Raw genomic sequence first — 23,745 nt, forward strand, 5'->3', positions numbered from 1 at the left:
CATTAATTAGGCAGCATTTTGCAAGATTATATTCGATTATCGGGTTTTGTCGTTATCATCCTTATAGTAGAATTGCAGAATGACCCTAGGTAAACTAACAGTTTTTGCTCAAGATAGGAAGTAAAAATGAATTATGGACTTATCGAGACGCCTACCCTAAAAGCCAGTGAATGCTTGGTTTTAGGGTTATTTGCAGATGCCGATATCAATGATTTTGCTAAATCTTTGGAAAAAGAATACGCCGGCTTCATTAATCGTGTATTTACCAAGTTGACTGAAACTGGTGATTGGTTATGGCAGGCAGAGCTTGATGGCCATAGTTTAATGCTATTAAATTGCGGAAAGAAGAAAGAATTTGATGCAAAAAATTTAAGTAAACGTATCAACGACATTGTTCCAATACTCATTAAACAGCGTATTACCACGGCAACCATTAATCTGCCGCAGGTTGCTGGACGTGATGCCGATTGGCAAGTAGAACAAATGCTTTTGCAGATCGATGCATTGCTTTATCAATCATTAGCTTTTAAAACCAAAAATAATAAGCAAAATAAGCTTGAATCGGTTCAATTTCATTTAGCAGGCGCCACTCTTAATGCCATTCAAACAGCCAAAGGCATCGCAGAAGGAGTCAAATACACACGGACTCTTGCAGATTTACCTGCCAATATTTGTACGCCCACCTATTTAGCAGAGCAAGCGTTAGAATTAACAGGCCAGCATGAACATTTAAGCGCGAAAATTATTGGACCTGAAGAGATGCAAACTCTCGGTATGAGAACACTACTGGCCGTTGCGCAAGGTAGTGTCCAAGAGCCACGTCTCATTGAAATAAGTTATTGTGGTGGAGGTGATGCGCCACCTATTGTCCTTGTAGGTAAAGGAATTACCTTTGATTCTGGAGGGCTATCGATAAAACCTGCCAACGCCATGGATGAGATGAAATATGACATGTGTGGTGCAGCCAGTGTTTTTGGTGCTATAAAAGCTTGTGCTCTCTTAAAACTACCTCTCAACCTCACCGGCCTGGTTGCCAGCGCAGAGAATATGCCCAGTGGTTCAGCCATTAAACCTGGTGATATTATTACCACCATGTCAGGACAAACTGTCGAAATTTTAAACACGGATGCGGAAGGTAGACTGGTTTTAGCCGATGCATTAACCTATGCGGAACAACTTAAACCTGCTTTGGTCCTTGATATTGCCACTTTGACGGGAGCAATGATTATAGCCCTGGGATATATCACAACCGGTTTTATGACAGAAGATGAAGAGTTAGCCTCTCAAATTCTTGCTGCCGCCAAAGATAGCGGCGAGAAGACTTGGCGCCTACCTTTAGATGAAGCCTACCAAGAAGCCCTGGAAAGCCCTATGGCGGACATGATCAATGCTTCATTTGATAGAGCAGCAGGCGCTATAACAGCAGCTTGCTTTCTTTCTCGCTTTACCAAAAAATATCGCTGGGCTCATTTAGATGTTGCTGGAACCGCATGGGTTTCAGGTAAAAAACGTCAGGCAACCGGACGTCCTGTTCCTTTACTTATGCAGTTGTTACGCCATGTCACTAATTCGCGTTGATTTTTATTTATTATCTAGTCAGGAAGATTCGGCTCGTTGGCTTTTAGCTTGTCGTCTCCTTGAGAAAGCTTATTTACGTGGCCATCGCGTTTTCACCTATTGTGGCAATCAACAGGAAGCACACCATTTTGATGAATTACTGTGGACTTTTAAAGATAATAGTTTTATTCCTCATAATCTACAGGGAGAAGGGCCTGAACCACCGCCCCCTATTCAAATTGGCTATCAAAGCGAACCCCGCGGATTTAATGATATTTTGCTGAATTTAAGCCCTGAAATTCCTGTTTTTCATGCACGCTTTAAGCGTATTATGGAAATTGTCGTTAACAACGAGGCCGCTAAAGAACTCAGTCGTAAGAATTATAAAGAATACCGAGCAAAGCAATATGAATTGCATACTCACGAGATAGCTTAACCGTTTAATACATTATTGCCTGTGCAAAACAAAAACGGGCATTATGCAAAATATCCACGTAGGTTGGGCTGCTTAAGCCCAACAATTCTTCAAACAAGCCGTGCTAAAATTTGTTGGGCTTTTCAGCCCAACCTACAGTTGGTTAACATTCTGAAACACTTAAGAAAATAAATTATTTTCTCATTTACCGTACTTATTCGCCAAATAATGAGCAACAGTTCGTAACCCCATCGCCTCACCACCCTCTGGTTTACCCGGTTTAGACGAGATATTCCAAGCCATAATGTCAAAATGAGCCCAGGAAATGGAAGAAGGTATAAAGCGTTGTAAAAACAAAGCGGCAGTAATTGCACCAGCATAAGGAGAGGGACTCGAATTAGCCATGTCAGCCAAGCTAGAGTCCAGCATACTGCTATAACCGGAAAAAAGAGGTAAACGCCAAATGGGATCATTGTTTACCTTGGACGACTCTGACAGCCCTTGAGATAATTGATCATCGTTGCTAAATATCGCTGCAATCTCCGTTCCTACAGCAACTCGTGCGGCCCCGGTAAGTGTTGAGAAATCAATAAGCAACTCCGGGAGTTCTTCACAGGCCTTAACGATAGCATCTGCTAAAACTAAACGTCCTTCAGCATCTGTATTATCTATCTCGACAGTTAAACCGTTACGCATTGTTAAAATATCACCAGGTCTAAAGGAGTCAGGACCAATTGCATTTTCGACAGCAGGAATAAAAATCTGCAGTCGAATGGGTAGCTGTTGTTTCATCACCCATTGTGCCAACCCTATTACATGCGCAGCGCCACCCATGTCTTTTTTCATTAGACGCATGGCAGCAGCAGGTTTAATATCTAACCCCCCGCTATCAAAGCATACCCCTTTACCAATTAAAGTAACTTTAGGATGAGACTCATCCCCCCAAGTTAAACAGAGCAAGCGTGGTGCTTTGGCTGCAGCACGTCCAACCGCATGAATGGCGGGAAAATTGTTGCTAATAAGTTCATCACCCACCCATTGCTGGAAAGTACCATGATTTTCTTTGGCAAGATCTGCCACAACGATTGCTAATTCTTCTGGTCCTAAATTATTTGTAGGCGTGTTAATTAAATCCCTTACTAAAAAAATTGCATTGGTTTCAGCAAGAATAGCCGGTAAATTTTTTTCATTAACCACTAAAATATTGGGGGTGATTTCTTGTTTTTTATAGTCAGTAAATCGATATTGCGCTAAAGCCCAGGCAACGCTAATACTTGGTGATAGCTCTTTCTGAGGCAGGTAGCATCCAGTGGGTAATCGCAAAGCAGCACAAGCAAGTGCAAAAGCCTCTTCATTGTTTCCAGTGCCTAAATAAGCCTTTATTAATAAACCATCGCTATTGGTGATAAGACAAACCTCTCCTGCCCTGGCTTTAAACTGCTGCAATGAAAAAAAATTATTCTCTGCAGGAGTGCGCGTTTCTATGCCTTGTTCCCATTGTGTCTGGTCAATCAAAAATAGGGGGGTCCCTTTGTCAGGCGAGGTTTCATAAAACATTTGTGCGTACATAACTACTCCTTCATTTGACCACGAAATTGAGCTGTGCGCATGCCAACCAGCCACAAGCTAACTAAATAAATAATGACTGCAACAATAACATGTCCAAGCAGCAATGATACACGACCGACAGGTGATTTTGTTAACCAAAAATTAACATCGCCAACCATTACAAATAAGTAAGCCCCAATGGCAAAATTAGCAACGAATAATTGCAAAATAAACTTTAACCAACCAGGTGATGGTCGATAAATTCCACGACGCACGAGCAGTACAAGCAATACAGCACAATTGACATAACCTGCCAAAGAAGATGCTAAAGCAAGACCTGCATGTGCTAAAGACCATATCAGTAGTAAACATAAGAAACTATTCACCACCATGGCCAAAGCGCCGACCTTGACCGGTGTTTTGATGTCCTGGCGTGCATAAAAACCCGAAGCAAGAACCTTCACCATCATAAAAGCAGGAACTCCCGAGCCTAGCGCTATAAGACTTTTTTGTGTTTGAATTAAATCAGTGGCTGTAAATTTGCCATAAGCAAAACAACCTGCAATTAATGGCATAGAAAACATTGCCAAGCCTAGACCTGCAGGAATGCCAATTAATAGAAGCAGACGTAATCCCCAATCCAAAGCTCGCGAATATTTTTCACTGCTTTGTTCAGCATGACGCCTGGACAGATGGGGCAAAATAACAGTGGCAATAGCCACACCAAAAACACCTAGTGGGAAATCCGTTAATCTATCCGTGTAGTACAACCAAGTCACACTCCCCACTTTAAGGAAGGAAGCAAAAATCGAATCCACCATTAAATTAAGTTGCGCGATGGAAACGCCAAATAAAGCAGGAATCATTAATTTTAAGACGCGTTTAACACCTGGATCACTGCGACCTAATTTCGGTACTACTAATAAACGGCGTTGGTAAAGAAATGGAAGTTGAAACAACAATTGCGCAACTCCAGCAATTAAAACGCCCCAAGCCAAGCCAACTACAGGCTGTTCCATACGAGGGCATAAATAAAGTGCGGCCAAAATCATACTAATATTTAGTAATACGGGAGTAAATGCCGGGACGCCAAAATAACCATAAGTATTAAGAACAGCACCAGCCATTGCCGTTAAAGAGACTAACATCAAAAAAGGAAAGGTTAAGCGCAACATTTCTGTTGCAAGAATTGAACGTGTACTTTCTTCACCGAATCCAGGGGCAAACAACCAAATAATTATTGGTGCCCCTAACACACCAATCACCGTCACCAGGGAAAGGACCGCGCCTAATTGACCAGAAACACGTCCAATAAATTCCCGCACCTCGGCAAAAGGACGTTGTTGTTGATACTCTGCCAACACAGGAACAAAGGCTTGGGAAAAGGCGCCCTCTGCGAATAAGCGACGCATAAAATTAGGTATTCTAAATGCGACATAAAACGCATCCATTCCCGCCTGTGCACCAAACAATTGGGCAATTAACATATCACGAATAAACCCTACCATGCGGGATATGAGTGTCATCGCTGACACAAGAGTAGTAGAACGCAAAAGACTTTGTCGTTTAGGTATCATTGTTTCAATCGCAGACATGGTACAAATAAAATAATAAGGAATGCTCTATGATATACCCTTGCAAGATAAATTTTTATAACTTTAGAGAAAAAGATTCATTACAAAGGCTATACACCACTAAATCCCATCTGTTTTAAAGACTTCTTCATTAAAATCCGGTAAATTCAAAAAAGATCTTCTCCATTCCCATATTGAGTGGCGAATCTAATAATTAACAGGGATAAGGATTTTCATGGCAGCCTCAATGATTAATATTGCACTTTATTCTACTCTTGCAGGTTTTAGTATGATTGTTGGTGGTGCAATCGCTACCATTTATCAACCCGGTGACAAATTAACCAGCGCGACCCAGCATTTTGCAGCAGGTGTTGTATTTGCAGCCGTTGCCAAAGAACTATTACCCAAACTAGGTTCCGAATCTGCACCCTTACCGCTGGTTATTGGTTTTTTTTGTGGGGTTTTAAGCATGCTCCTCCTCAAAATCTTTGCCAATAAGTTAGCTGAACGTGAAACTGGCGATACAGGAATTTCACCTGGTTTAATCAGTGCTGTTGGCATTGATTTATTTATTGATGGAATATTGATTGGGATTGCTTTTCTTACAGGAACCAGAGGCGGCTTATTAATCGCCGTTGCCTTAGCGATGGAAGTTCTTTTTTTAGGTATTTCCACCACAGCAACCTTGGGCAAGCGAGCCGTTACCGTAAAAATTAGATTTGCTATAACTATCCTGCTTGCATTATTAATTCCTCTTGGAAGTATTTCAGGGGCTCTCGTTCTTTCTCAACTACCCAATGCAATCACTGAAGGAATTCTCGCTTTCGGCGTTGCAGCATTACTTTATCTAGTAACAGAAGAATTGCTGACGGAAGCTCATGAACATGACATTGAGACGCCCTTTATCACAGCTTGTTTCTTTATAGGCTTTTTATGTATTTTGCTATTAGAAAACATCGTGGGCTAAATTTTATATCATCACTTTTAGACTATAATTTTTTATTTAGTTAGAAGTACTATTACTCCCTGTCTATATTGACAAATTCTAACACATTGTGCATGATCGTCATCTTTTGTGACATCTGAAACGAGTGGAGATTTTAAGTGGCAAATATTAAATCAGCGATCAAGCGTGCCCGTCAAAACGTAAAACTGCGTCAACATAACGCCAGTGCACGTTCTATGTATCGCACTTACGTTAAAAACGTTATTAAAGCGGTTGAAGCAGGTGACTTGGAAGCCGCACGTGCTGCCTATGCTAAAGCTCAACCTATTATTGATAAAGCTGCTGGTAAAGGCCTAATTCACAAAAATAAAGCCGCTCGTATTAAAAGTCGCCTAATTGCCCGTGTTAAGGGAATGGCTGCTTAATTCTGTCTTTTCCGTCGCTCTAGTCCGTAAATACTCCGAACCGGAATTTCCGGTTCGGTTTTTAAATTAAATTCATCCTTTGCTTTCCTGATAGTTAGGAATACTTGTATTTAAAGTTTGCGGATGGAGCAACCTGCTTCTAGATACTCAATTATTTTCATTGCTCATTTCCTGAAACATTGCCACCATTAGAGTCCTTATTGGATAACAATTTCACTTGATTATACTAATTTTAAAAAGATCATAGTATTTTAGGTCAAATTCCAATTATTATAGGGATAACAAATAGTTAACAGAGTTAAATGGAATTATGTTGTTCAGACTTCCTTTCATTGCCCTTTTCATATTGCTAATCGTAGGTTGCACACATTTAGGGCCACACGTTATTGGCAAAGATCGAATGGATTATAATCAAACCTTGCAACTCTCTGATACAAAACAAATTTTGTTTAATATTGTCCGTTCACGCTATTTAGAATCTAACTATTTTTTAAAGATAAGTAATATTACTGGCCAATATGCCATAGGGGTTAATGCCGTCGGTAACGGCTCCTGGTTTTCCGATAATTTGCTTTATCGCAGCCAAACTTTGCAGTCTGAGCTTGCGGCAGGTTACAGAGATGCCCCAACCATTAGCTACATACCGTTAGAAAGTTCCGGGTTTGTAAAATTAGTATTACAACCAATTACGCTTAATGAACTTTATTTAATGAGCTATGGGGATACCAAAGAGATCAGCGCACTAATGCGACTTGTTATCAAGCGTATGGGTAATGTTCTCAATGTAGGAGACGCAACGTTTCCGGATTCAACAATAATCCCGCAGTATAAGGATTTTTCACGCATCATTTATTTGATTCGTTCATTACGTTTAAAAAATCAAATCGGTTTTTATTATGTTAATCACAAAAAGGATAAGCACTATTCCTTCTATTTGACACCAGAAGGTCTTCATTCCTCTGAAGCGAGAGAAATTCGCAAATTACTTCACATACCAGGACAACCACAAGAACTAATTCTCACAGAGACATTTCCACCGGCTCAAAGTAATGCTGTCTTTATCCAAACCCGTTCAGTTTTAGGGATTATTTCTATGTTATCTCATAGTGTTGTAGTTCCAGAAGAACACAAACGTAAAGGATGGGTAGAAATAACAAGAGATAGAGGTTCACGCGAATTTGATTGGTCTAAAGTCTTGAGCTCAATGATGACCGTCTGTTCTTCAAAACAAGCACCTAAAGATGCGTATGTAAGTGTTTATTATAAGGACTATTACTTTTATGTTAAAAATTCGGATAGGCGATCGAAGCTAACATTATCGATTATTCAACAGTTTATTTCCATGAAAGGAACTTATAATCCACAAGAAGCGCCGCAATTAACGCTTCCTCTTACAAATTGATATCTTTTTTTTTTTGAGCAAATTATCTTGTGCAAGACAAATTTGCTCAAAATCACAAAATTTTAATAGTTCCTTAATGTATTAGAACTATTCTTCTATCAGTTAATTAAACTATACATTCTATATGACTAAAAAATTAGCTTATCTGGAATACTATTCTAGACAGATGAATTTTATTCATCGATTTATTAAAAATGAGCCTCAGCCTGAGGATCAAGCCCGTTTAATGCGAATTAAGCAGTTACAAGCACAGCAATCCATTTCCTTTCTTGACGAATTTCTTGATATTGAAGAGGACAAGGCACTTGAGACCACGCGTATCGGTTACAAACCCTTAAAGTCAGCTCACTATACCTCCGAAGAATTAGCCTTTTTTGCACCAGAAGCAGATAAAATTAAACCAGCAAATCGGCGTTTAAGTCGTTATAGACTAGTCTATGGACCCGTTGATTTTTATTTAGGAAGTCAACTTGAAGTACCTACAACAATTCCAGTTATCACGGCGTGCGCCCCAAATCTTATGGGCACTTCGCAAGCTGATTTAGATGAGTTTTCCACAGGTGGAGTGAGCAACCGTCAATTAAAAGTAATTCCCTATGAAAATGAATGCAAAAAAATCGCTGACTTTATTGTTGGTAATGCCAAAAAAAGTGGCCAAGAACGCTTGATTATGCCTTCTTTTGGCATTGGTGTTTATATTAAGACACTTGATTTTGCATCAAAAACAAAAGCAAGAGAGATAATGTATAAAGCTTTTGCTGAAGCAGCTATTCGTCATCAAATGAAAATTGACTGGATTGTATGGGCAGGTGATCACGATGCCGCTATCACCGAACAAAAATTTAAAAACTTTTCACAAAATAACCCATTCATTGAACCTATTGTTCATGAAGATATGATGCTTTATGCCCAAGAGCGACAGCAAGTGCATCATGAAGAGGTCATTCTTTTAAACCCCGGTAGTGATCGCACTGTGGGGGGATTTTATACCCACGAAAATCCTAAAACTCTTGAAGAGCAAATGGCTCAGCAATCAGATTTGGTGTTCTTACATTCTGAATTTAACCAACCAATGGTAAAGAAATTCCAATTAGAATTTTCTCAACGCAAGAAATTACGACAAGGGACCGCCTCTTCAAAAGATGCTGTAACTGAGAATGTCTCTCCCTCGCATACACTTGATTTAAAATCTATTGCCGAGAAAATTAATGATCACTTGAATATTAAAGAAACCACCTGGATTTCCGCACAAAAAAATAACTTTAAAATTTCGTTTAAAAAGCAGCAAGATGCTCAACGATTTAGCCAACTTTTAAAGGCAAATGGCATTGTAGATCGATATGGGATGCCATTAACAATAACCCAAGATCGTCAATATCATGTGCTCTATTTGACAAAGAAGCAGTTAATGCAAGTACCCTCTTTAGATGCAAAAAAAGAGTTTACTACGGATACTAATGCTACAGTCAATCTGGGAACTATTGCGAAAACTCACATCGGTGAACGCTTAAAAATGCAGGAAACTCCCTGGATCTTTTTAAGCCAAGGAAATTATAAAATTTCTTTTAAAAATGAAAACACGGCCAATAAATTCAAAGATATTTTAACAGCAAATGGCATTGTTGGTAGGCACGGAATGACCAAAACAGTGCAAAAAGAAAATCAATATCATGTTATCTATCTAACTGCCAAACAGTGGCAGCAAATACCGACATTAGAGATTCCACCTGAAAGTAGCTTTAAGAAATCAGCTGAAGAACTATCTCCCCAAGTTGATTTGGGAACTATTGCGAAAACTCACATTCAAGGGCGCTTAAAGTTGCAGGAAACCCCCTGGGTCTTTTTAAGCCAAGGAAATTATAAAATTTCTTTTAAAGATAAAAACACGGCCAATAGATTCAAAGATATTTTAACAGCAAATGGCATTGTCGGTAAGCACGGGGTAACCAAAACAGTGCAAAAAGATAATCAATATCATGTTATCTATCTAACTGCCAAACAATGGCAGCAAATACCGACATTAGAGATTCCACCTGAAAGTAGCTTTAAGAAATCAGCTGAAGAACCATCTCCCCAAGTCGATGTACGTTCTTTAGCAGCTCAAATTAATAATCATTTAAAAATTAAAGAGACCACCTGGATTTCTCAGGTTGGCGAAAATTACAAGATATCCTTTAAAAAAGAAGACGCTGCGCAAAATTTTAGTCAACTATTAAGCGATAATGATATCAAAGGAAGAGGCGGTAAACCTAAAGCCGTGCAAAAAGACAGCAACTATTATGTGGTTTTTTTAACCGCCAGACAACTAAGCCAGGTACCATCATTAAAAGTTACTGAAGCCAAAACGTCTACAAGAGCAACCAAAATTGATTTAAAAGATACTGCCCAGAAAATAGCCAGTCACTTAGAACTGAGTGAAACACCATGGCTCTTCCCACAAGGTCAAAATTATAAAGTATCGTTTAAAAGTAAAGATGCGGCAGATCAATTCAGCCGGGGCTTACTCGCAAAGGGAATAACGGCAAGAGACAGAAAAGCAAAAACTGTAAGAGCTGATAATAATTTTTATGTGGTTTATTTGACCTCAAAACAATTAGAAAACATCTCAACTAAGAATACCAGCACCCTTAAGGAGACTACTGCACATGCTACGGAAAATCAGATAAATGAAATTGTTAGAGCAATCGGTGAGGGAATAACAAAATCTGAAAAGCAAGAAATTCTTCTTCGCGAAATTAAAAGGAGAAATTTGCCGGTAGCAGAGCTTAGTGAGCTTTATGATGTGGTGAAAAATATTAACGATTTAAACACTCACCGCAATCCGCGCTTAGACAGCTTTTTCGGTATAAAAAATACCGCTTCCTGGCGCGCTACCGTAGAAGAATTTAGAAAATTAGCTTTAAATACATTATTCAGCGAAATAAATGCATCAGACACTCATACTCAATTAGAGATATTAGGTAAGGCTAAAAACTTACCTCTATTTTACGAGCATCGCAATAATTCAATTTTTACCGGCGCCTGGGGAAGAACCAGTGCTATTAAGGCAATTGAAGAAAAAGAAGCAGAACTAATAGAGGGTTCAAAATTATCTATTAATTAATTAAACCTGAGTTATTGAACTGGGATATTTTTTATCCCAGTTTTTTGCAATGAGGCAGCTATAAATCTGATTTTACAGGAAGGGGGCCTAAGTTTATTCTGTGCTGCTTGTCTTAGGCTTCGTCTGCAAAATTTTAATATCGTCCACAAAGCATTTGGTTTCACCACGCCAAGGCATGACAAATTCTTCACAATGATAAAAAATGATTACATGGCTATTGTTCTGCATGGCTAATTCAGCTTTCTCAACCAGTTCAGATTTAAACTGTCCCAGAGTAAAGTGAAACTCACGCCCAGTAGCCCCACTTGCATCCTCAAGTCCGCCGCGGATCAGTTCTCCTTCGTAAGTCCCCCAATACTTTCCTTCTTTAGCTACTTTAACAATCACACCCGACTTTTGGCCTGATTTTGTCGTCCAGCATCCTGCCAACAAACCTGCCAGAAGTAGAATCAATACTTTTTTCATCAATTAAATTTTCCTCAGTTCTTGCAGTTAAGAAATTATGAATCATTCTAAAATAATAATTTGCATAAATAGATCGACTCGAGACACACCTTAAAATTATTAAAAAGTAAAATGCTTACAGTTCGCTGTAAGCATTTTATCAAAACAAGCTATTACTCAGAAGCGCTTAAATTAACAGGTGAAGTAGTAATAATTTCCTGATTTAATTGCTCATAGGCACGCTTAGCCGGAATATATTGCGGAAATTGATTCATTATCCTGTCTAAAATCATGCGTGATAACGTTTCGTCCCCGCGATTCCATTCACTCAAGGCATCGAAATACATCAAGTTTGCAGATTGTCCCGCTAAAACAGGCGCTTGATTAATCACAACTGGCTCAATAAAACTCAATCGCTCTTGTTGTTGGGCTTCTAACCATTGCAAAACTTTACGCGCCTGCTGACTACCATTCTCACTTGCCTGTTGCAATAAGCGTTTGCCCTCTTCAGTTTTTTGTGCCCCATCAAGATACAATAAGGCTAACTGATATTGCGCATACGCATTATTATTTGCAGCCAACTCAATATAGAGTTCCGCTGCTTTTTGGCTATCTTTCACAACACCTAGTCCATATTGATACATACGGGCGAGAGCAAGTTTTGCCTTATCATTTCCCTTTTTTGCCGCCTCTTGATAATAATTAACTGCATCCGTGAAATTGAGTTTGGTTGCCACACCAGTTTCAGAGAGTAAACCTAACTGATACAGCGCATCACTATCACCTAAAGCGGCTGCTTTTTTATACCACTGTAAAGCCTGTTGCTCATCGCGTTTTCCTGCAAGACCATTAAAATAGAACTCAGCAAGTTGGGTCATTGCCTCCTTGTGTCCTAATTCCGCGGCTTTAGCATAAAGAACCTTGGCTTTGGTATTATCAACGGGAACCCCTTTACCATCTTCATAAATCAAGGCTAAATTGTATTGCCCTACCTTATCATCTTTTTTGGTTGCTAATTCATAGCTCTTTAAGGCATTTTGATAATCATCATCCACAGTATCGTAAATGAATCCAAGAGCGACTGCTGAACGCGAGTAATTTGATTGTGAAGCTGAATACCATTTTTTTGCCGCTTCATAATCAGGTGTAACTCCTATTTTACCCAGTTGATAGAGGCGACCAAGTAAGAATTGAGCAACAGGCTGGCCTTGCTCAGCAGAAGCGTTATACCACTTCGCAGCGAGTTCCGCATCGACTTGTCCTCCTAAACCCTGGTCATAAAGAAATGCAAGTTTTAATTGTCCTTCCTTATCTCCTTTCTCGGCAAAGTACTGATAAATGTCTTTGGCTTGCTGAATTTTTTCTGGATCATTCGCCTGAGCTAAATAGTAATCAGCAAGCAGTAAACCTGCTGTACTGTTACCCAGCTGCCTGGCTTTATCAAGTTCAGGGAGAAAATCTTCATTTGAATCATGTTTTAACACAGCAAGGTTAAGATTCGCATATGAAAAACCTGCATCGGCAGATTGCTGTAATAGTGCCTTACCTTTTTGCAAGTCTTTAGCAACTCCACTACCCTGCGTATAATAGGTTCCTAAAATAAAGTTATTAACAGGGTTTAAGCCTGCTTGTTGATACCAATACAAGGATTCAACATCATTAGTGGGAACGGCAATCCCTCTTTCAAACATAATACCTAAAAGAAGGGCTGCATAATTATTTCCTGCTTTCGCTTCTTTTTTGGCTACCTCAAACGCTCGAAGTTGCTTTTTACTATCATCATCCATCGCATAATAAAAAGCTAATGGTAAGTTCGCTTCCGCAACGCCTTCATGCACCGCACCTTCGTAGAGACGTTTAATAAGTTTTGTCCGATTTTGTTGTGCCAGAACGCTTAAACTTCCTTTTGGTTGCTTCACTAAGTACTCAGCCAAGCGGTATTCGGCAGGACCGTAATGGTTCGAGGAAGCAAGGTAATACATTGCTGTTGCTTGTTGAGGATTAGGTTGAATAACCATATTTCCTGCTGGATCTTTAAATCCTTTTTCATAAATGTTAGCTAACACAAATTGTGCATTCACATTTCCTTTAAATGCCGCATCCGTTAGCCAGTTAAGTCCCTGGTTATAATCAATTGGATCCGTTAAACCACTTAAATATAGAATGCCCAAATTGTATTCAGCACGAACATCTTGCTGTAAAGCTGCCAATTGATAATAAGTGATTGCCTGAGGAATATTTTTAGCGACAACAACCCCATAGTGATAAAGTTGCCCTAATTCAAATTGGGCTGCTGACTCACCTAAAATGGCTTTCCCATAAAGCTCACTCAAGGCCGCCTGGTAGTTAGCCTGTTGTTGCCATCCTTGCAACATTTGTCCGAAATAGTCAAAGGGTTGGGGCTCTTCGGATAGAGGATAAGGCAATCCTTCATCAACCATAGACGCTCTTGGCGAATGTTTTAGAGCTAATGCTTCATTTTTTTGTAATGCTTCAATTTGTGGGTCTAATGGATAACGAGGGAATTCAATTTTGGCCGTTTGGTCTGGATTCAAGGCTGGAGCAATCACATCAAAGTAATCGGTAATTGCAATTTCTTTCGGTTGGATCATCGCAAAATTAGGTTTATACAGCTCTGCCCGAGTGACGGTTTCCATTTGAGGTGCGGGATTATAATTGTTTTCCTTTAAAGCTTGTTGGTTTTTCCAACCATTGTAGATACCGCCTAAGCGATAACCTTCAATATTAAAGTCACTTGCTTTACCATTACTTAGCCACTGTGAAACCTCAACACCAGCATTTGCTTGTCCCTTCTTAGTTGCAGTCTCTTTTGCTTTTTGCTGCCACAACTCTGCTAATTTAGCATCAGCAGTTACTCCATTGCCGTCTTTGTACATGGTCGCCAATGCCTCTTGTGCTTGAGCAGAGCCATTTTGCGCGGCTTGCAGCATCCACATAAAGCCGGTTTTAGGATTATAAAGTTTGCCCTTTGCATCCAAATATAAATTAGCTAATGCCATTTCTGCCTGTGTATCATTCGCTGTTGCCGCTTTGGTATACCAGGCTTTTGCTTTCTCTAAATCATTTTGTTGTGCAGCCAATGCACCCAATTTAATCATGGCGGGTAAATACCCTTGTGCTGCCGATTTATCCAGTAAATCCTGGGCTTTCACATCGTCTCGAGCCACTATTCCACCCGCCAGATATAATTCGGCAAGCTTCAACTGGGCCCTGGGATTTCCTTGTTCAAGGGCCTTATTCAACCAAATAACACCTAGTTTCTTATTTCTAGAATCACGACTTTCAAGGAAATATTCTCCCAATGTGGTTTGAGCAATCGCATTGCCACGTTTAGCAGCATCAATAAAATAACGTCTGCCCATATCCGAGTTTTCTTTGGTGCCAAAGCCAAATAAATAAGCCGCTGCACAATACATTTGTGCATTCATATCCCCCAAAGCAGCAGCTTTTTTAAACCAATACAATGCTTTCTCAGGATCATTAGCCTGGATCAGGTTATATCGGGCAAGGAGTAATTGTGCAGGTAAAACACCCTTCTCGCCCGCCTGTTCAAAATAACGTAAAGCCAGGGTATTATTTTTTAACTCACCATAACCATATAAGCGCATCCTGCCTAAATAATAATTGGCAACGGGATCTTTATCTGGTTGATTAATGAGTGTCTGCGCCGCTAACGGATAATTGCCTTGACGGTAAGCTTCTAGACCACTAACAGCATACACTGCTTGACTACCGGTAGCTGCAACCAGATAAAACCATGGGACGAATGATTTCATGGTAATTCCCCTCTTTATTTTGTTACCGCTTAAAGCGGCTTATTGCGCTGGAATAATGCCATAATGGATTACTTCATTTATTGCGCCACCTCTTGTATTACTATTTACTATCCAATAATTACCGCGATTGTTTAATCCATAGCGTACATTCGTGTATTCACAGACGCGAACAGCATCCGCGCAATCCACAATTTTGCCATACTCTTCTTTGCCGTCAGGGACAGTGCAAATATATTTAACTTTTTTCTCGCTTGTTGATAAAACTGCCCATTGCCGTGCATTGATTGCATGGTTTAAATACATCGAACGCGAACTTTCATCGTCACGCATTTGATACAGATTAACCTTTTGATTCAATGTATTAAATAGAAAATACATCGATTGTCTCTCTCCTGACTTTCCTGGATACAGATGGAGTGTTTTAAGATCATATTGATAACCTGTATCATAGCAACCAAGAGGATTTCTGGTATCTTCTGCTTCCTTTGACACTTTCGCAGCAAATGCACTATTAACCCCTGAGTACAAGAAAGATACTAACAAGATACCATTCAGCGTTTTTTTAATTTTTGTTTTCATTTCTTTCCTCACTTACTTGGAGCCATAATCGGGCGGACGATAACTTTTGTACCCATGAAATGATTTTTCTCATTGGATAACTCAACAAAACTATGATTCATCCATTCAGCATCTCGAGTGAACATGCGGACACAACCATGACTGGCTCGATATCCTGGAATATCTTGAGCACCGTGCAATGCAAATCCTTTATGGAAATACATGCAGTAAGGCATTTTTGCTCCACCTCGACCAATAGGGAAAACGTTGGAACGGCATTTCTCATTTTCCTTACTAAAAAAGTGGAAAATTCCAGTAATAGTTCTGCAAGTACGGCTACTATTGTCTGAACATTTATCGCTACCAGATGAAATTGGACCCCACTTAACTAAGCGTCCATCTGCATCATATGCTGCCCAAGCAAGTTTATCCTGGTCAACAATAATCTGTTTCTCACCATCTGCCTCAATTTTTAAAGGAAAGGGAGAAAAATCAAAAAGCGTTTTTTGAGCCAGATTACGGGGCACAACAATTTCTTTACCAGCCCAAAGATTGTTATAGGTGCGATTAAGACGCTGAACAATATCCCGTTGTTGCTCATCGGGAAAAAGCTTTTCCCATGTTTGCCCGCTAGTTATCTTAATACATTCATATTGTGGGTATGCACAAAGTCCAGTACCAAAATAAGTATTTGCATTGACTAAGAATGCTGGTAGCATCAGTGCAATCACTTCTAATAATTTTTTCATCGTGATCCCCTAATCTTTCAAGTAATTTTTGTGATGCAAGAAGCATGCTTAAATTTCAAAAATCATTACTTCTAGATGCTATTTCGGTCAACTAGTGAATAAGTTTAGTAATAAAACAACGAAATCTGTCATTCTGAAAACGGCGTAGTTGCCTGAAAGATAACCGACTGAGGATTGAATTAAGAATGAAAATGTTGGTAAATTCGATTGGCAAGTTCGGCGTTAATACCACTAACCTTAACAATTTCATCAATAGGAGCGCGAGCTAACTCACGTAGGCCTCCAAAACGACGTAAGAGCGCCTGGCGACGTTTAGGTCCCACGCCTTCTATTGATTCAAGAGAGGATTCAAAACTGGCATGCTGGCGTTTTTTACGATGAGTTGTAATTGCAAAGCGGTGCGCTTCATCACGAATATGTTGTAATAAATGTAAGGCGGGTGAGTCAGCAGGCAAGCTAATTTCCTTTTCTTCAGTCACCAAAATTAAACGTTCCCACCCTGCTTTTCTATCAGGTCCTTTAGCAATACCCACTAAAATTACATTATCAATTTGTAACGAATCAAAAACTCGTTGGGCTGTGGTAACTTGGCCTTTACCACCATCAATAATCAAAATATTGGGTAAACGTTGCTCTTGCACCAATCGTTTAAATCGTCGAGTAATAGCTTGTTCCATCGCGGCATAGTCATCTCCAGGAGTGATACCTTGAATATTAAAACGTCTATAATCGCTCTTACGAGGTCCCTCCGCATCAAAAACCACACAAGAAGCCACCGTTTCTTTGCCTTGCGTATGACTAATATCAAAACATTCCATCCGAGTGATTTTTTCTTCCAGTTGCAACAGAGATGCAAGCGCATCATATCGCTTTGATAGCGTTGCAGAAGAAGCCACATGGTCAGCAACTGACAAACGCAAATTGTTAATTGCAAAATCTAACCAACGAGCCTTTACACCACGCGGCTTTGTTTGAATTAGACATGATTTTCCTCGTAACTCACTTAACATTCCTTGTAATGCTTCACTGTCAGAAAGTGGTTGATTGGTAATAATAAGTGCAGGAATGCGTTCTGGGTTATCAATGTAATAAAAAGCAATAAATGCTTCAAACACTTGCTGCCACAAATCATTTTCTACTTCTTCCTCTTCCACAAAAGTACGTTGTGGCACTGAGGGAAAAAAGCTTTGACTCGCTAAAACATGACCATCGCGTATCGTCACACATTGAACACAGGCAAACCCAGGCTGTGCCTCAATGGCTATAACATCAGCATCACCACGCAACTGAACGACACTTTGCTGTTCCTGCACCAAACGCAAACTTTTTATTTGATCACGAAAAATAGCGGCTTCTTCAAACGCTAAGCGAGCGACTGCTTGTTCCATGCGTTTTTCTAAATCATCAAGAATAAGCTGGCATTTACCCTGTAAAAATCGTGTTGCATCCTGGATTGATTGTTTATACGCTTCCGGAGAAATATAACCCGTACACGGGGCACTGCAACGTTTAATCTGATACTGCAAGCAGGGGCGGGAACGCACATTAAAATAACTGTCACTACAATTTCTAATTTTAAACGTTTTCTGAATTGTACCGAGCGTATCACGCACTGCAGCAACACTGGGAAAGGGACCATAAAATTCACCCTTTTTTGGCTTTTTCTTACTGCGATAAAGTTCCATACGTGGAAAAGTATGCTTGCTGACATGAATATAGGGATATGATTTATCATCACGCAATAGCACATTGTACTTGGGACGCAGGGTTTTAATTAAGTTACTTTCCAATAACAATGCTTCTGTTTCACTTCGAGTAATACTGATTTCTATCGATTTTATCTGGTTTACCAGAGAACGCGTTTTAGCACCTGCATTCTGTTTATTGAAATAGCTACTAACCCGCTTTTTAAGATTGCTGGCTTTTCCCACGTATAAAACAGTGCCTTCCTCATCCAGCATTCGGTAGACCCCGGGCTCGCTGGTAAGATTAGCTATAAATGCACTTAAATCATTTGCAGTCATATTCACGGACAACATTCAATATGAGTTCAACAGAAAATATAAGCCTCTCGAGTATCTTCCTTGAAGAGGTCTGCTCCTAAAGATTAGTTACTCGTCATGCAATGCATCGTTAGGCTGTTCAATAACACGATGCTTCATTGCCAAGAAAGTAAGCTCTACATCATTCTTTATTCCCAGTTTTTCGAACATTCTATAACGGTAACCATTAATAGTTTTAGAGCTTAAAAACAATCGATCTGCTATATCCTGAACTGTCATACCGCTGGTAATCATCAACATAACCTGCATTTCACGCTCAGATAACAAATCAAAAGGAGATTCTTGAGTGGCTTCCAGGCTGCTAATTGCCATCTTCTGAGCAATTTCAGCGCTTAAATATTTTTCACCGCGGGCTACTTTGCGAATAGCTGCGGCCATTTCCTCAGCACCTGATTCTTTCGTCAAGTAGCCCATTGCGCCTAATTGTAAAACACGGGTAGGCATTGGTTCGGTACACATCGCTGTTACCGCAATTACCTTAACCTGAGGATTAGATTTTTTAAGACGCCTTGTCACTTCCCAGCCGTCAATTCCCGGCATTTTCATGTCGAGCAATACCACATCGGGTTTGTGAGATTTTACCAATGCCAAAGCAAGCTCACCACTTTCTGCATCCGCTACTACCTCTACATCAGGCAGATCCTCAAGTAATCGTCGAATACCCATTCTTACCAGGGCATGGTCATCAACAATTAGAACTTTTATCAAACGATGCTCCTTGACCACAGCCAATGAACACAAAACATGCATCGATATTAGCAAGACTAATCAGGCATTACAATTGGTGCTGATTTAATCATTCATTAGCGTGTTTTCTTGTTAATTTTCCAAACCTTGTTGAATCTTAGAGTTTTTACGAAAAAACAATGAAACAGCAAAGAATAGCAATGTCTATCCTGATTATAGACGATTAAAGGAAATTAACAGTTCCTGCTCTAAGCTAACAAGCCAGAATATGAATATTAGGATTATTTTTATCCACGGGAAAAAGAGGGGGATATTCTCCTAATGCTTTGGCTCGTTCGATAAACTGAACAATATCCGCTTCGACAAAATCGTAAAGCATCTGATAATCATCAATCACGAAATACACTGGCTGTAACATGTCAATACGATAAGGCATACGAAAGGCAACAACGGGATCAAAAAGAACACGCATTGCCACATCACTTTCTACACTATAAGGAGTTTCGCTAATTGACGATAAGATACCGCCACCATAGGCACGCAAACCTTTGGACGTCTTAATCAATCCAAATTCGACAGTAAACCAAAAAAGACGTTGAAGAAGAGGCCATTCCTCCTCAGGTAAGCTAAGTACTCTACGCGCATAGTTGCAAACAAAATCAGCGTAAACAGGATCCGTTAACATTGGACAATGGCCAAATATCTCATGAAAAATATCTGGTTCCTGGACGTAATCAATTTCTTCTTCACAGCGAATAAAGGTAGCCGCAGGAAAACGTCTTTCCGCCAATAATTGAAAAAACTCACGTGCAGAGATTAATGCAGCAACAGGTGCCACCTCCCAGCCTGTTAATGCTTTGAGATGACGACTAACATCCGGTAATTGTGGAATGCCACTGGGCGATAAACCAAGACTTGATAATCCATGTACGAACTCATCACAGGCCCTGCCTGGAATAATTTTCATCTGACGTTCATAGAGTAATTGCCAAATGCGATGTTCCTCATCGGAATAATTTATCATACCCTGTGCATCGGGTTGATGAGAAACATAACGGCTGACAAATTCCATAAAAACTCCTAGATACTGGTCGATAGTAAATCTGGATCAATTAAATTATAGCGCTTTATAAAACACAAAAAACACCCCAGTTAGTTTAAACATATTTTGCTGGGGGTTAAGAGATCTTCTCTATAATTTTTTATTTATCTGCATCCGGCTGTCGCTGAATACGCGAAATAGGAATAAACGTTTCTGTGCCTTTATCAACAAGACGCTGCGCACCTTTCCAAGCGTGCCCGTAAACAACTTCATAAGTAAGAGGGAACTTACCTTCCTTCGTACACGCTACCTGATAAGCCTTTTCAAAAGCTTGCCAGGAATCCTTTCCGGTTAATCCCCCATTGCGCTTCTCATTAATATTTCGCACCCCTTGTGCTTTTAAATTAAGCAATAATTTCTTTAAATTTTCATAATGTACAGTTATTAACTCCATGTCAACTACAGGATCAAGGAATCGCTCTTTTAAAAGGCAATCACCAACATCATGCATGTCTGCAAATTCATTGGTGTGAGCATGGTTATCTACAACCAACCATGCTTGTTTTAATTCCTTAAACGTATCAGGCCCCAGGGTGGAAAACATAAGACAACCCTGGTTATTCATCACACGGTTAAGTTCGCGAATAACCGTATCCAGGGGCTGTGCCCAATGAATTGTTTGATTAGCAAAAACCAGATCAAAAGTTCCTGTTGCAAAGGGCAATAACGTCATATCACCATTAATCAAAGACCATTTACTGCTACGCCACCACCCTTGTTTTTTTTTCGCTTCAAACAGCATATTTTTGGCCAAATCTAAACCAACGATTTCAGCTTTCGGGTACTTCTTTTTTAATTGCAGAGTAAAAAGCCCTGTTCCACAACCTAAATCAAGAATATAGCGCGGATTGATTTTCAAATAATCCAATCGTTCAAATAAGCGCTGGCCAATTTCATTCTGAATTTTGGCTGCTTGTTCGTATTCGATTGCATGTTTATTAAAGGTGTTGCAAATTTCTACTTTCAGACTCATCATGGAAAAGGAATAGTAAATTACAGGAAATCCAACGTCGTGCGTCACACACTGGCCAGTATAACACAAATGTTACGTTTGCCTTCTGTCTGCGTTATTTGTTATCAATATCACCGCGATCCTTATGCTGCTTGTCGCGCTTGTTTTTCTCTTTTACAGCAACTTGGCCCAGCTTGTAGCTATTGCGCTCTCCCATTATCTGATGACAGTTTTTTAGTCTGTGGTCGCTGCAGCAAAAGCAAACCGGCTTTTGATCGTACATTTACAATGTATCGTTTTGAAGAACCTCTACGAACTTTATTACATGAATATAAATATAATGGGGCACTTTTTCTTCGTGGCTTCCTGGTGAAATTAATGATTGATGCTTTACCTCAAACTGCGCTCAAAACAGAATGCTTGGTCCCTGTACCTCTACATTCTAAAAAACTACAGGAACGTGGATTTAATCAGGCTGCAGAACTTGCCAAGCGACTTGCAAAACATTTACAAATTCCTTACGAGCTTACACTTTGCAAGAAAATTTTACACACGCCCTCACAGATGAGTTTAAACAGGAAAGAACGCCACCGAAACTTACGTCATGCTTTTGAAGTAAAAGCAAACAGCTACCAACATATTACACTAGTAGATGATTTATTAACTACCGGCAATACCGTCAACGAGTTAGCCACACTTTTCAAAAAACAAGGAGTTGCTCACGTTGACGTCTGGTGTTGTGCACGTGCGACTACTTAGAACATGAAAATTAAAGATTAATGGAGATAACGTTGTACGTCATTTAAGATTAGCTGCACAAGTAATATAACGAAAAAAATTACGGCTAATTGATGCAGTAAAACCTCCATCGCGATTGAAACTGGTTTACCGCGTATTTTTTCTATCAGGGCATAAACAATAGACCCTCCGTCAAGGCCTGGAACGGGAAATAAATTCAAGAGTCCTACTGCAAGACTGAAATTAGCAATAAAATACAAAAACACCGGCACCCCCTGAAAGAAAGAGGTTACGGAAGCGCTAAACAAACCAATTGGACCAAGGAGAACAGCAAAAGGAATCATGCCTGTCAGCAATTGTTTTAACATGACTAAAAAGAAGGATAAAAGTTGTAATGACTTCGTTACCGCATGATAAAAAGCTACCCCTACCGATTGGCCTTGCACCCATTCTTTTTCAGTTGAGGATTCTGGTTCAATACCTAGCCCCTGCAACAAGGAACGATCGCCTCTTTTATAGCGCCATTGACTCAAATCCAAATTTATTTTATGTATATTTTCGCTACTGTCTTTTACTAAAGCTGGCACCTCTTTTTTGCCAAGATCCATTATCAAGCGCATTCCGGTTTCTTGCCAGGAATTAACCTCTTGTCCCCCCAAATTAACAAAACGATCGCCTGCTTTAAGCCCCGACTTGGCAGCCAGACTTTCAACTTCTACCGCCTGAACCAGCGCAGGAGTTTGTTGATAACCAATCATAAACATTAAAGTAAATGCCAACCATGCTGTAATTAAATTTGCCAGTGCACCTGAAGCTAAAATTATACAGCGCATCCATACTTGCTTTTTATCAAAACAAAATGCAGATTCTTCAGGAGAAACAGGCTGAATGCGGGAATTAAGCAATTGAACATAGCCTCCTAGGGGCCAAAGAGACCACACCAACTGCAGGCCTGACTTTGTTCTCCAAGTCAGTAAGGGTTTTCCAAAACCGATTGAGATTTTCTGAATTTTTACACCAAAAATTTTTGCTGCAAAGGCATGACCTGCTTCATGAATACCAACAACCAAAATGAGTGTCAGTAGAATTGCAAGCAAGGCCCATAACATTAAACACTCCCTTTAGCGTGTATTATCAACCACCAAATGCAGCATAGGATGTCCTTTTCTGCCACCCAGTTCAAAACCTTTTCTATAAACTTCAAAGGTGCGATAAGCACGAGAAGTTTCGCTGTCTACAAGCTCCACATCATCCCCATTCTCATCTACTAAGGTCACAGTTAGATGCATTTCTCGAAATTGACCAATATTATAACGCTCTTTGAACAGGCGCAGCACAGTTAATAAACTCTCAGCAGCTTCCTCACTATTGTGTTGGCCTTGAAAAATGATATCCATTTGCAAATCCCTATCAGGATAATCTTTCCTGAGCAAAGTGCCTGTGAGTATTAGCGGCTAAAAATAAAAGGACTTGAGTTTTAATAATCATAAAACCACTTAACTCACACTGACTATGATAAATTATGAATCTTTATAACAATTAAAACTAATTTCAGTATAGCTGATGATAGCGATCTGTCTTAATCTGTGCGAGGGATCTGCCCGATATGGTAGTGAATTTTGATAGATGGTTGTCTGTTTGTGCTACATAACAGATTTTTTTGCTTTGTCGGGGGAGTGTTTTTA

General features: G+C 39.8%; 19 protein-coding genes. 7 read left to right on the forward strand and 12 right to left on the reverse strand.

All coding sequences use genetic code 11. The features are described 5' to 3' along the window. Positions 1-126 precede the first annotated feature (126 nt). Together PXX05_RS09660 and PXX05_RS09665 are read left to right on the forward strand one after the other, a co-directional pair. Positions 127-1,578 (forward strand): leucyl aminopeptidase, encoded by a 1,452-nt coding sequence (locus PXX05_RS09660; RefSeq protein ID WP_275088020.1) that lies wholly within the window; start codon positions 127-129, stop codon positions 1,576-1,578. Then, positions 1,559-1,993: a DNA polymerase III subunit chi gene (locus PXX05_RS09665; protein WP_275088021.1), complete on the forward strand. Its 435-nt coding sequence runs from the start codon at positions 1,559-1,561 to the stop codon at positions 1,991-1,993. Before PXX05_RS09660 ends, PXX05_RS09665 begins: the two co-directional genes overlap by 20 nt. A 180-nt stretch (positions 1,994-2,173) precedes the next feature. Here PXX05_RS09665 and PXX05_RS09670 read toward each other — a convergent pair whose 3' ends face one another. Then, complete coding sequence (locus PXX05_RS09670) at positions 2,174-3,541, reverse strand: leucyl aminopeptidase family protein (RefSeq protein WP_275088022.1); 1,368 nt, start codon at positions 3,539-3,541, stop codon at positions 2,174-2,176. A 2-nt stretch (positions 3,542-3,543) separates the two neighbouring features. Further along, complete coding sequence (murJ, locus tag PXX05_RS09675; protein WP_275088023.1) at positions 3,544-5,115, reverse strand: murein biosynthesis integral membrane protein MurJ; 1,572 nt, start codon at positions 5,113-5,115, stop codon at positions 3,544-3,546. 214 nt (positions 5,116-5,329) lie between these two features. On the opposite strand from murJ, the gene PXX05_RS09680 reads away from it, so the two are divergent. From PXX05_RS09680 to PXX05_RS09695, 4 genes are all read left to right on the forward strand, one after another. Beyond that, positions 5,330-6,061: a ZIP family metal transporter gene (locus PXX05_RS09680; RefSeq protein ID WP_275088024.1), complete on the forward strand. Its 732-nt coding sequence runs from the start codon at positions 5,330-5,332 to the stop codon at positions 6,059-6,061. A 137-nt stretch (positions 6,062-6,198) separates the two neighbouring features. Next, positions 6,199-6,465: a 30S ribosomal protein S20 gene (rpsT, locus tag PXX05_RS09685; protein WP_275088025.1), complete on the forward strand. Its 267-nt coding sequence runs from the start codon at positions 6,199-6,201 to the stop codon at positions 6,463-6,465. A gap of 400 nt (positions 6,466-6,865) precedes the next feature. After that, positions 6,866-7,867: a hypothetical protein gene (locus PXX05_RS09690; RefSeq protein WP_275088026.1), complete on the forward strand. Its 1,002-nt coding sequence runs from the start codon at positions 6,866-6,868 to the stop codon at positions 7,865-7,867. A gap of 124 nt (positions 7,868-7,991) precedes the next feature. Further along, positions 7,992-10,970, forward strand: a complete 2,979-nt coding sequence (locus PXX05_RS09695) for a hypothetical protein (RefSeq protein WP_275088027.1) — start codon at positions 7,992-7,994, stop codon at positions 10,968-10,970. A gap of 93 nt (positions 10,971-11,063) precedes the next feature. Here the strand turns inward: PXX05_RS09695 and PXX05_RS09700 are convergent, their stop codons facing one another. The 8 genes from PXX05_RS09700 to bioC form a co-directional block, all read right to left on the reverse strand. Continuing rightward, entirely contained in the window at positions 11,064-11,435 is a 372-nt protein-coding gene (locus PXX05_RS09700; protein WP_275088028.1) for a hypothetical protein, read from the reverse strand. Between the two features lie 152 nt (positions 11,436-11,587). Continuing rightward, positions 11,588-15,211: an SEL1-like repeat protein gene (locus PXX05_RS09705; protein WP_275088029.1), complete on the reverse strand. Its 3,624-nt coding sequence runs from the start codon at positions 15,209-15,211 to the stop codon at positions 11,588-11,590. Positions 15,212-15,250: 39 nt separating this feature from the next. Beyond that, positions 15,251-15,790 (reverse strand): endopeptidase IV, encoded by a 540-nt coding sequence (locus PXX05_RS09710; RefSeq protein WP_275088030.1) that lies wholly within the window; start codon positions 15,788-15,790, stop codon positions 15,251-15,253. 8 nt (positions 15,791-15,798) lie between these two features. Continuing rightward, positions 15,799-16,518, reverse strand: coding sequence for a L,D-transpeptidase (locus tag PXX05_RS09715; RefSeq protein ID WP_275088031.1), 720 nt, complete (start codon positions 16,516-16,518; stop codon positions 15,799-15,801). Positions 16,519-16,697: 179 nt separating this feature from the next. Continuing rightward, entirely contained in the window at positions 16,698-18,542 is a 1,845-nt protein-coding gene (gene uvrC / locus PXX05_RS09720; RefSeq protein ID WP_420844581.1) for an excinuclease ABC subunit UvrC, read from the reverse strand. 87 nt (positions 18,543-18,629) lie between these two features. Next, positions 18,630-19,289 (reverse strand): two-component system response regulator LetA, encoded by a 660-nt coding sequence (gene letA, locus PXX05_RS09725; RefSeq protein ID WP_275088033.1) that lies wholly within the window; start codon positions 19,287-19,289, stop codon positions 18,630-18,632. 232 nt (positions 19,290-19,521) lie between these two features. Continuing rightward, positions 19,522-20,340 (reverse strand): phenylalanine 4-monooxygenase, encoded by an 819-nt coding sequence (gene phhA, locus PXX05_RS09730; protein ID WP_275088034.1) that lies wholly within the window; start codon positions 20,338-20,340, stop codon positions 19,522-19,524. 130 nt (positions 20,341-20,470) lie between these two features. Then, positions 20,471-21,343 (reverse strand): malonyl-ACP O-methyltransferase BioC, encoded by an 873-nt coding sequence (bioC, locus tag PXX05_RS09735; protein WP_275090491.1) that lies wholly within the window; start codon positions 21,341-21,343, stop codon positions 20,471-20,473. Positions 21,344-21,382: 39 nt separating this feature from the next. Here bioC and PXX05_RS09740 point away from each other — a divergent pair, with 39 nt between their 5' ends. Beyond that, complete coding sequence (locus tag PXX05_RS09740) at positions 21,383-22,081, forward strand: ComF family protein (RefSeq protein ID WP_275088035.1); 699 nt, start codon at positions 21,383-21,385, stop codon at positions 22,079-22,081. Positions 22,082-22,098: 17 nt separating this feature from the next. On the opposite strand, the gene PXX05_RS09745 is transcribed toward PXX05_RS09740, so the two are convergent. Both PXX05_RS09745 and PXX05_RS09750 read right to left on the reverse strand, forming a co-directional pair. Next, positions 22,099-23,169, reverse strand: a complete 1,071-nt coding sequence (locus tag PXX05_RS09745; protein WP_275088036.1) for a M50 family metallopeptidase — start codon at positions 23,167-23,169, stop codon at positions 22,099-22,101. Between the two features lie 12 nt (positions 23,170-23,181). Beyond that, positions 23,182-23,457, reverse strand: coding sequence for a hypothetical protein (locus PXX05_RS09750; RefSeq protein ID WP_275088037.1), 276 nt, complete (start codon positions 23,455-23,457; stop codon positions 23,182-23,184). Positions 23,458-23,745 lie beyond the last annotated feature (288 nt).

Source organism: Legionella cardiaca, from assembly GCF_029026145.1.
Classification (GTDB): domain Bacteria; phylum Pseudomonadota; class Gammaproteobacteria; order Legionellales; family Legionellaceae; genus Tatlockia; species Tatlockia cardiaca.

What these genes read in the sequence shown, in the direction of transcription:
- PXX05_RS09660 (WP_275088020.1), top strand. Translation starts at nt 127, where the DNA reads ATGAATTATGGACTTATCGAGACGCCTACCCTAAAAGCCAGTGAATGC.
- PXX05_RS09665 (WP_275088021.1), top strand. Translation starts at nt 1,559, where the DNA reads ATGTCACTAATTCGCGTTGATTTTTATTTATTATCTAGTCAGGAAGAT.
- PXX05_RS09670 (WP_275088022.1), bottom strand. Translation starts at nt 3,541, where the DNA reads ATGTACGCACAAATGTTTTATGAAACCTCGCCTGACAAAGGGACCCCC.
- murJ (WP_275088023.1), bottom strand. Translation starts at nt 5,115, where the DNA reads ATGTCTGCGATTGAAACAATGATACCTAAACGACAAAGTCTTTTGCGT.
- PXX05_RS09680 (WP_275088024.1), top strand. Translation starts at nt 5,330, where the DNA reads ATGGCAGCCTCAATGATTAATATTGCACTTTATTCTACTCTTGCAGGT.
- PXX05_RS09690 (WP_275088026.1), top strand. Translation starts at nt 6,866, where the DNA reads ATGGATTATAATCAAACCTTGCAACTCTCTGATACAAAACAAATTTTG.
- PXX05_RS09695 (WP_275088027.1), top strand. Translation starts at nt 7,992, where the DNA reads ATGACTAAAAAATTAGCTTATCTGGAATACTATTCTAGACAGATGAAT.
- PXX05_RS09700 (WP_275088028.1), bottom strand. Translation starts at nt 11,435, where the DNA reads ATGAAAAAAGTATTGATTCTACTTCTGGCAGGTTTGTTGGCAGGATGC.
- PXX05_RS09705 (WP_275088029.1), bottom strand. Translation starts at nt 15,211, where the DNA reads ATGAAATCATTCGTCCCATGGTTTTATCTGGTTGCAGCTACCGGTAGT.
- PXX05_RS09710 (WP_275088030.1), bottom strand. Translation starts at nt 15,790, where the DNA reads ATGAAAACAAAAATTAAAAAAACGCTGAATGGTATCTTGTTAGTATCT.
- PXX05_RS09715 (WP_275088031.1), bottom strand. Translation starts at nt 16,518, where the DNA reads ATGAAAAAATTATTAGAAGTGATTGCACTGATGCTACCAGCATTCTTA.
- uvrC (WP_420844581.1), bottom strand. Translation starts at nt 18,542, where the DNA reads ATGACTGCAAATGATTTAAGTGCATTTATAGCTAATCTTACCAGCGAG.
- phhA (WP_275088034.1), bottom strand. Translation starts at nt 20,340, where the DNA reads ATGGAATTTGTCAGCCGTTATGTTTCTCATCAACCCGATGCACAGGGT.
- bioC (WP_275090491.1), bottom strand. Translation starts at nt 21,343, where the DNA reads ATGAGTCTGAAAGTAGAAATTTGCAACACCTTTAATAAACATGCAATC.
- PXX05_RS09745 (WP_275088036.1), bottom strand. Translation starts at nt 23,169, where the DNA reads ATGTTATGGGCCTTGCTTGCAATTCTACTGACACTCATTTTGGTTGTT.
- PXX05_RS09750 (WP_275088037.1), bottom strand. Translation starts at nt 23,457, where the DNA reads ATGGATATCATTTTTCAAGGCCAACACAATAGTGAGGAAGCTGCTGAG.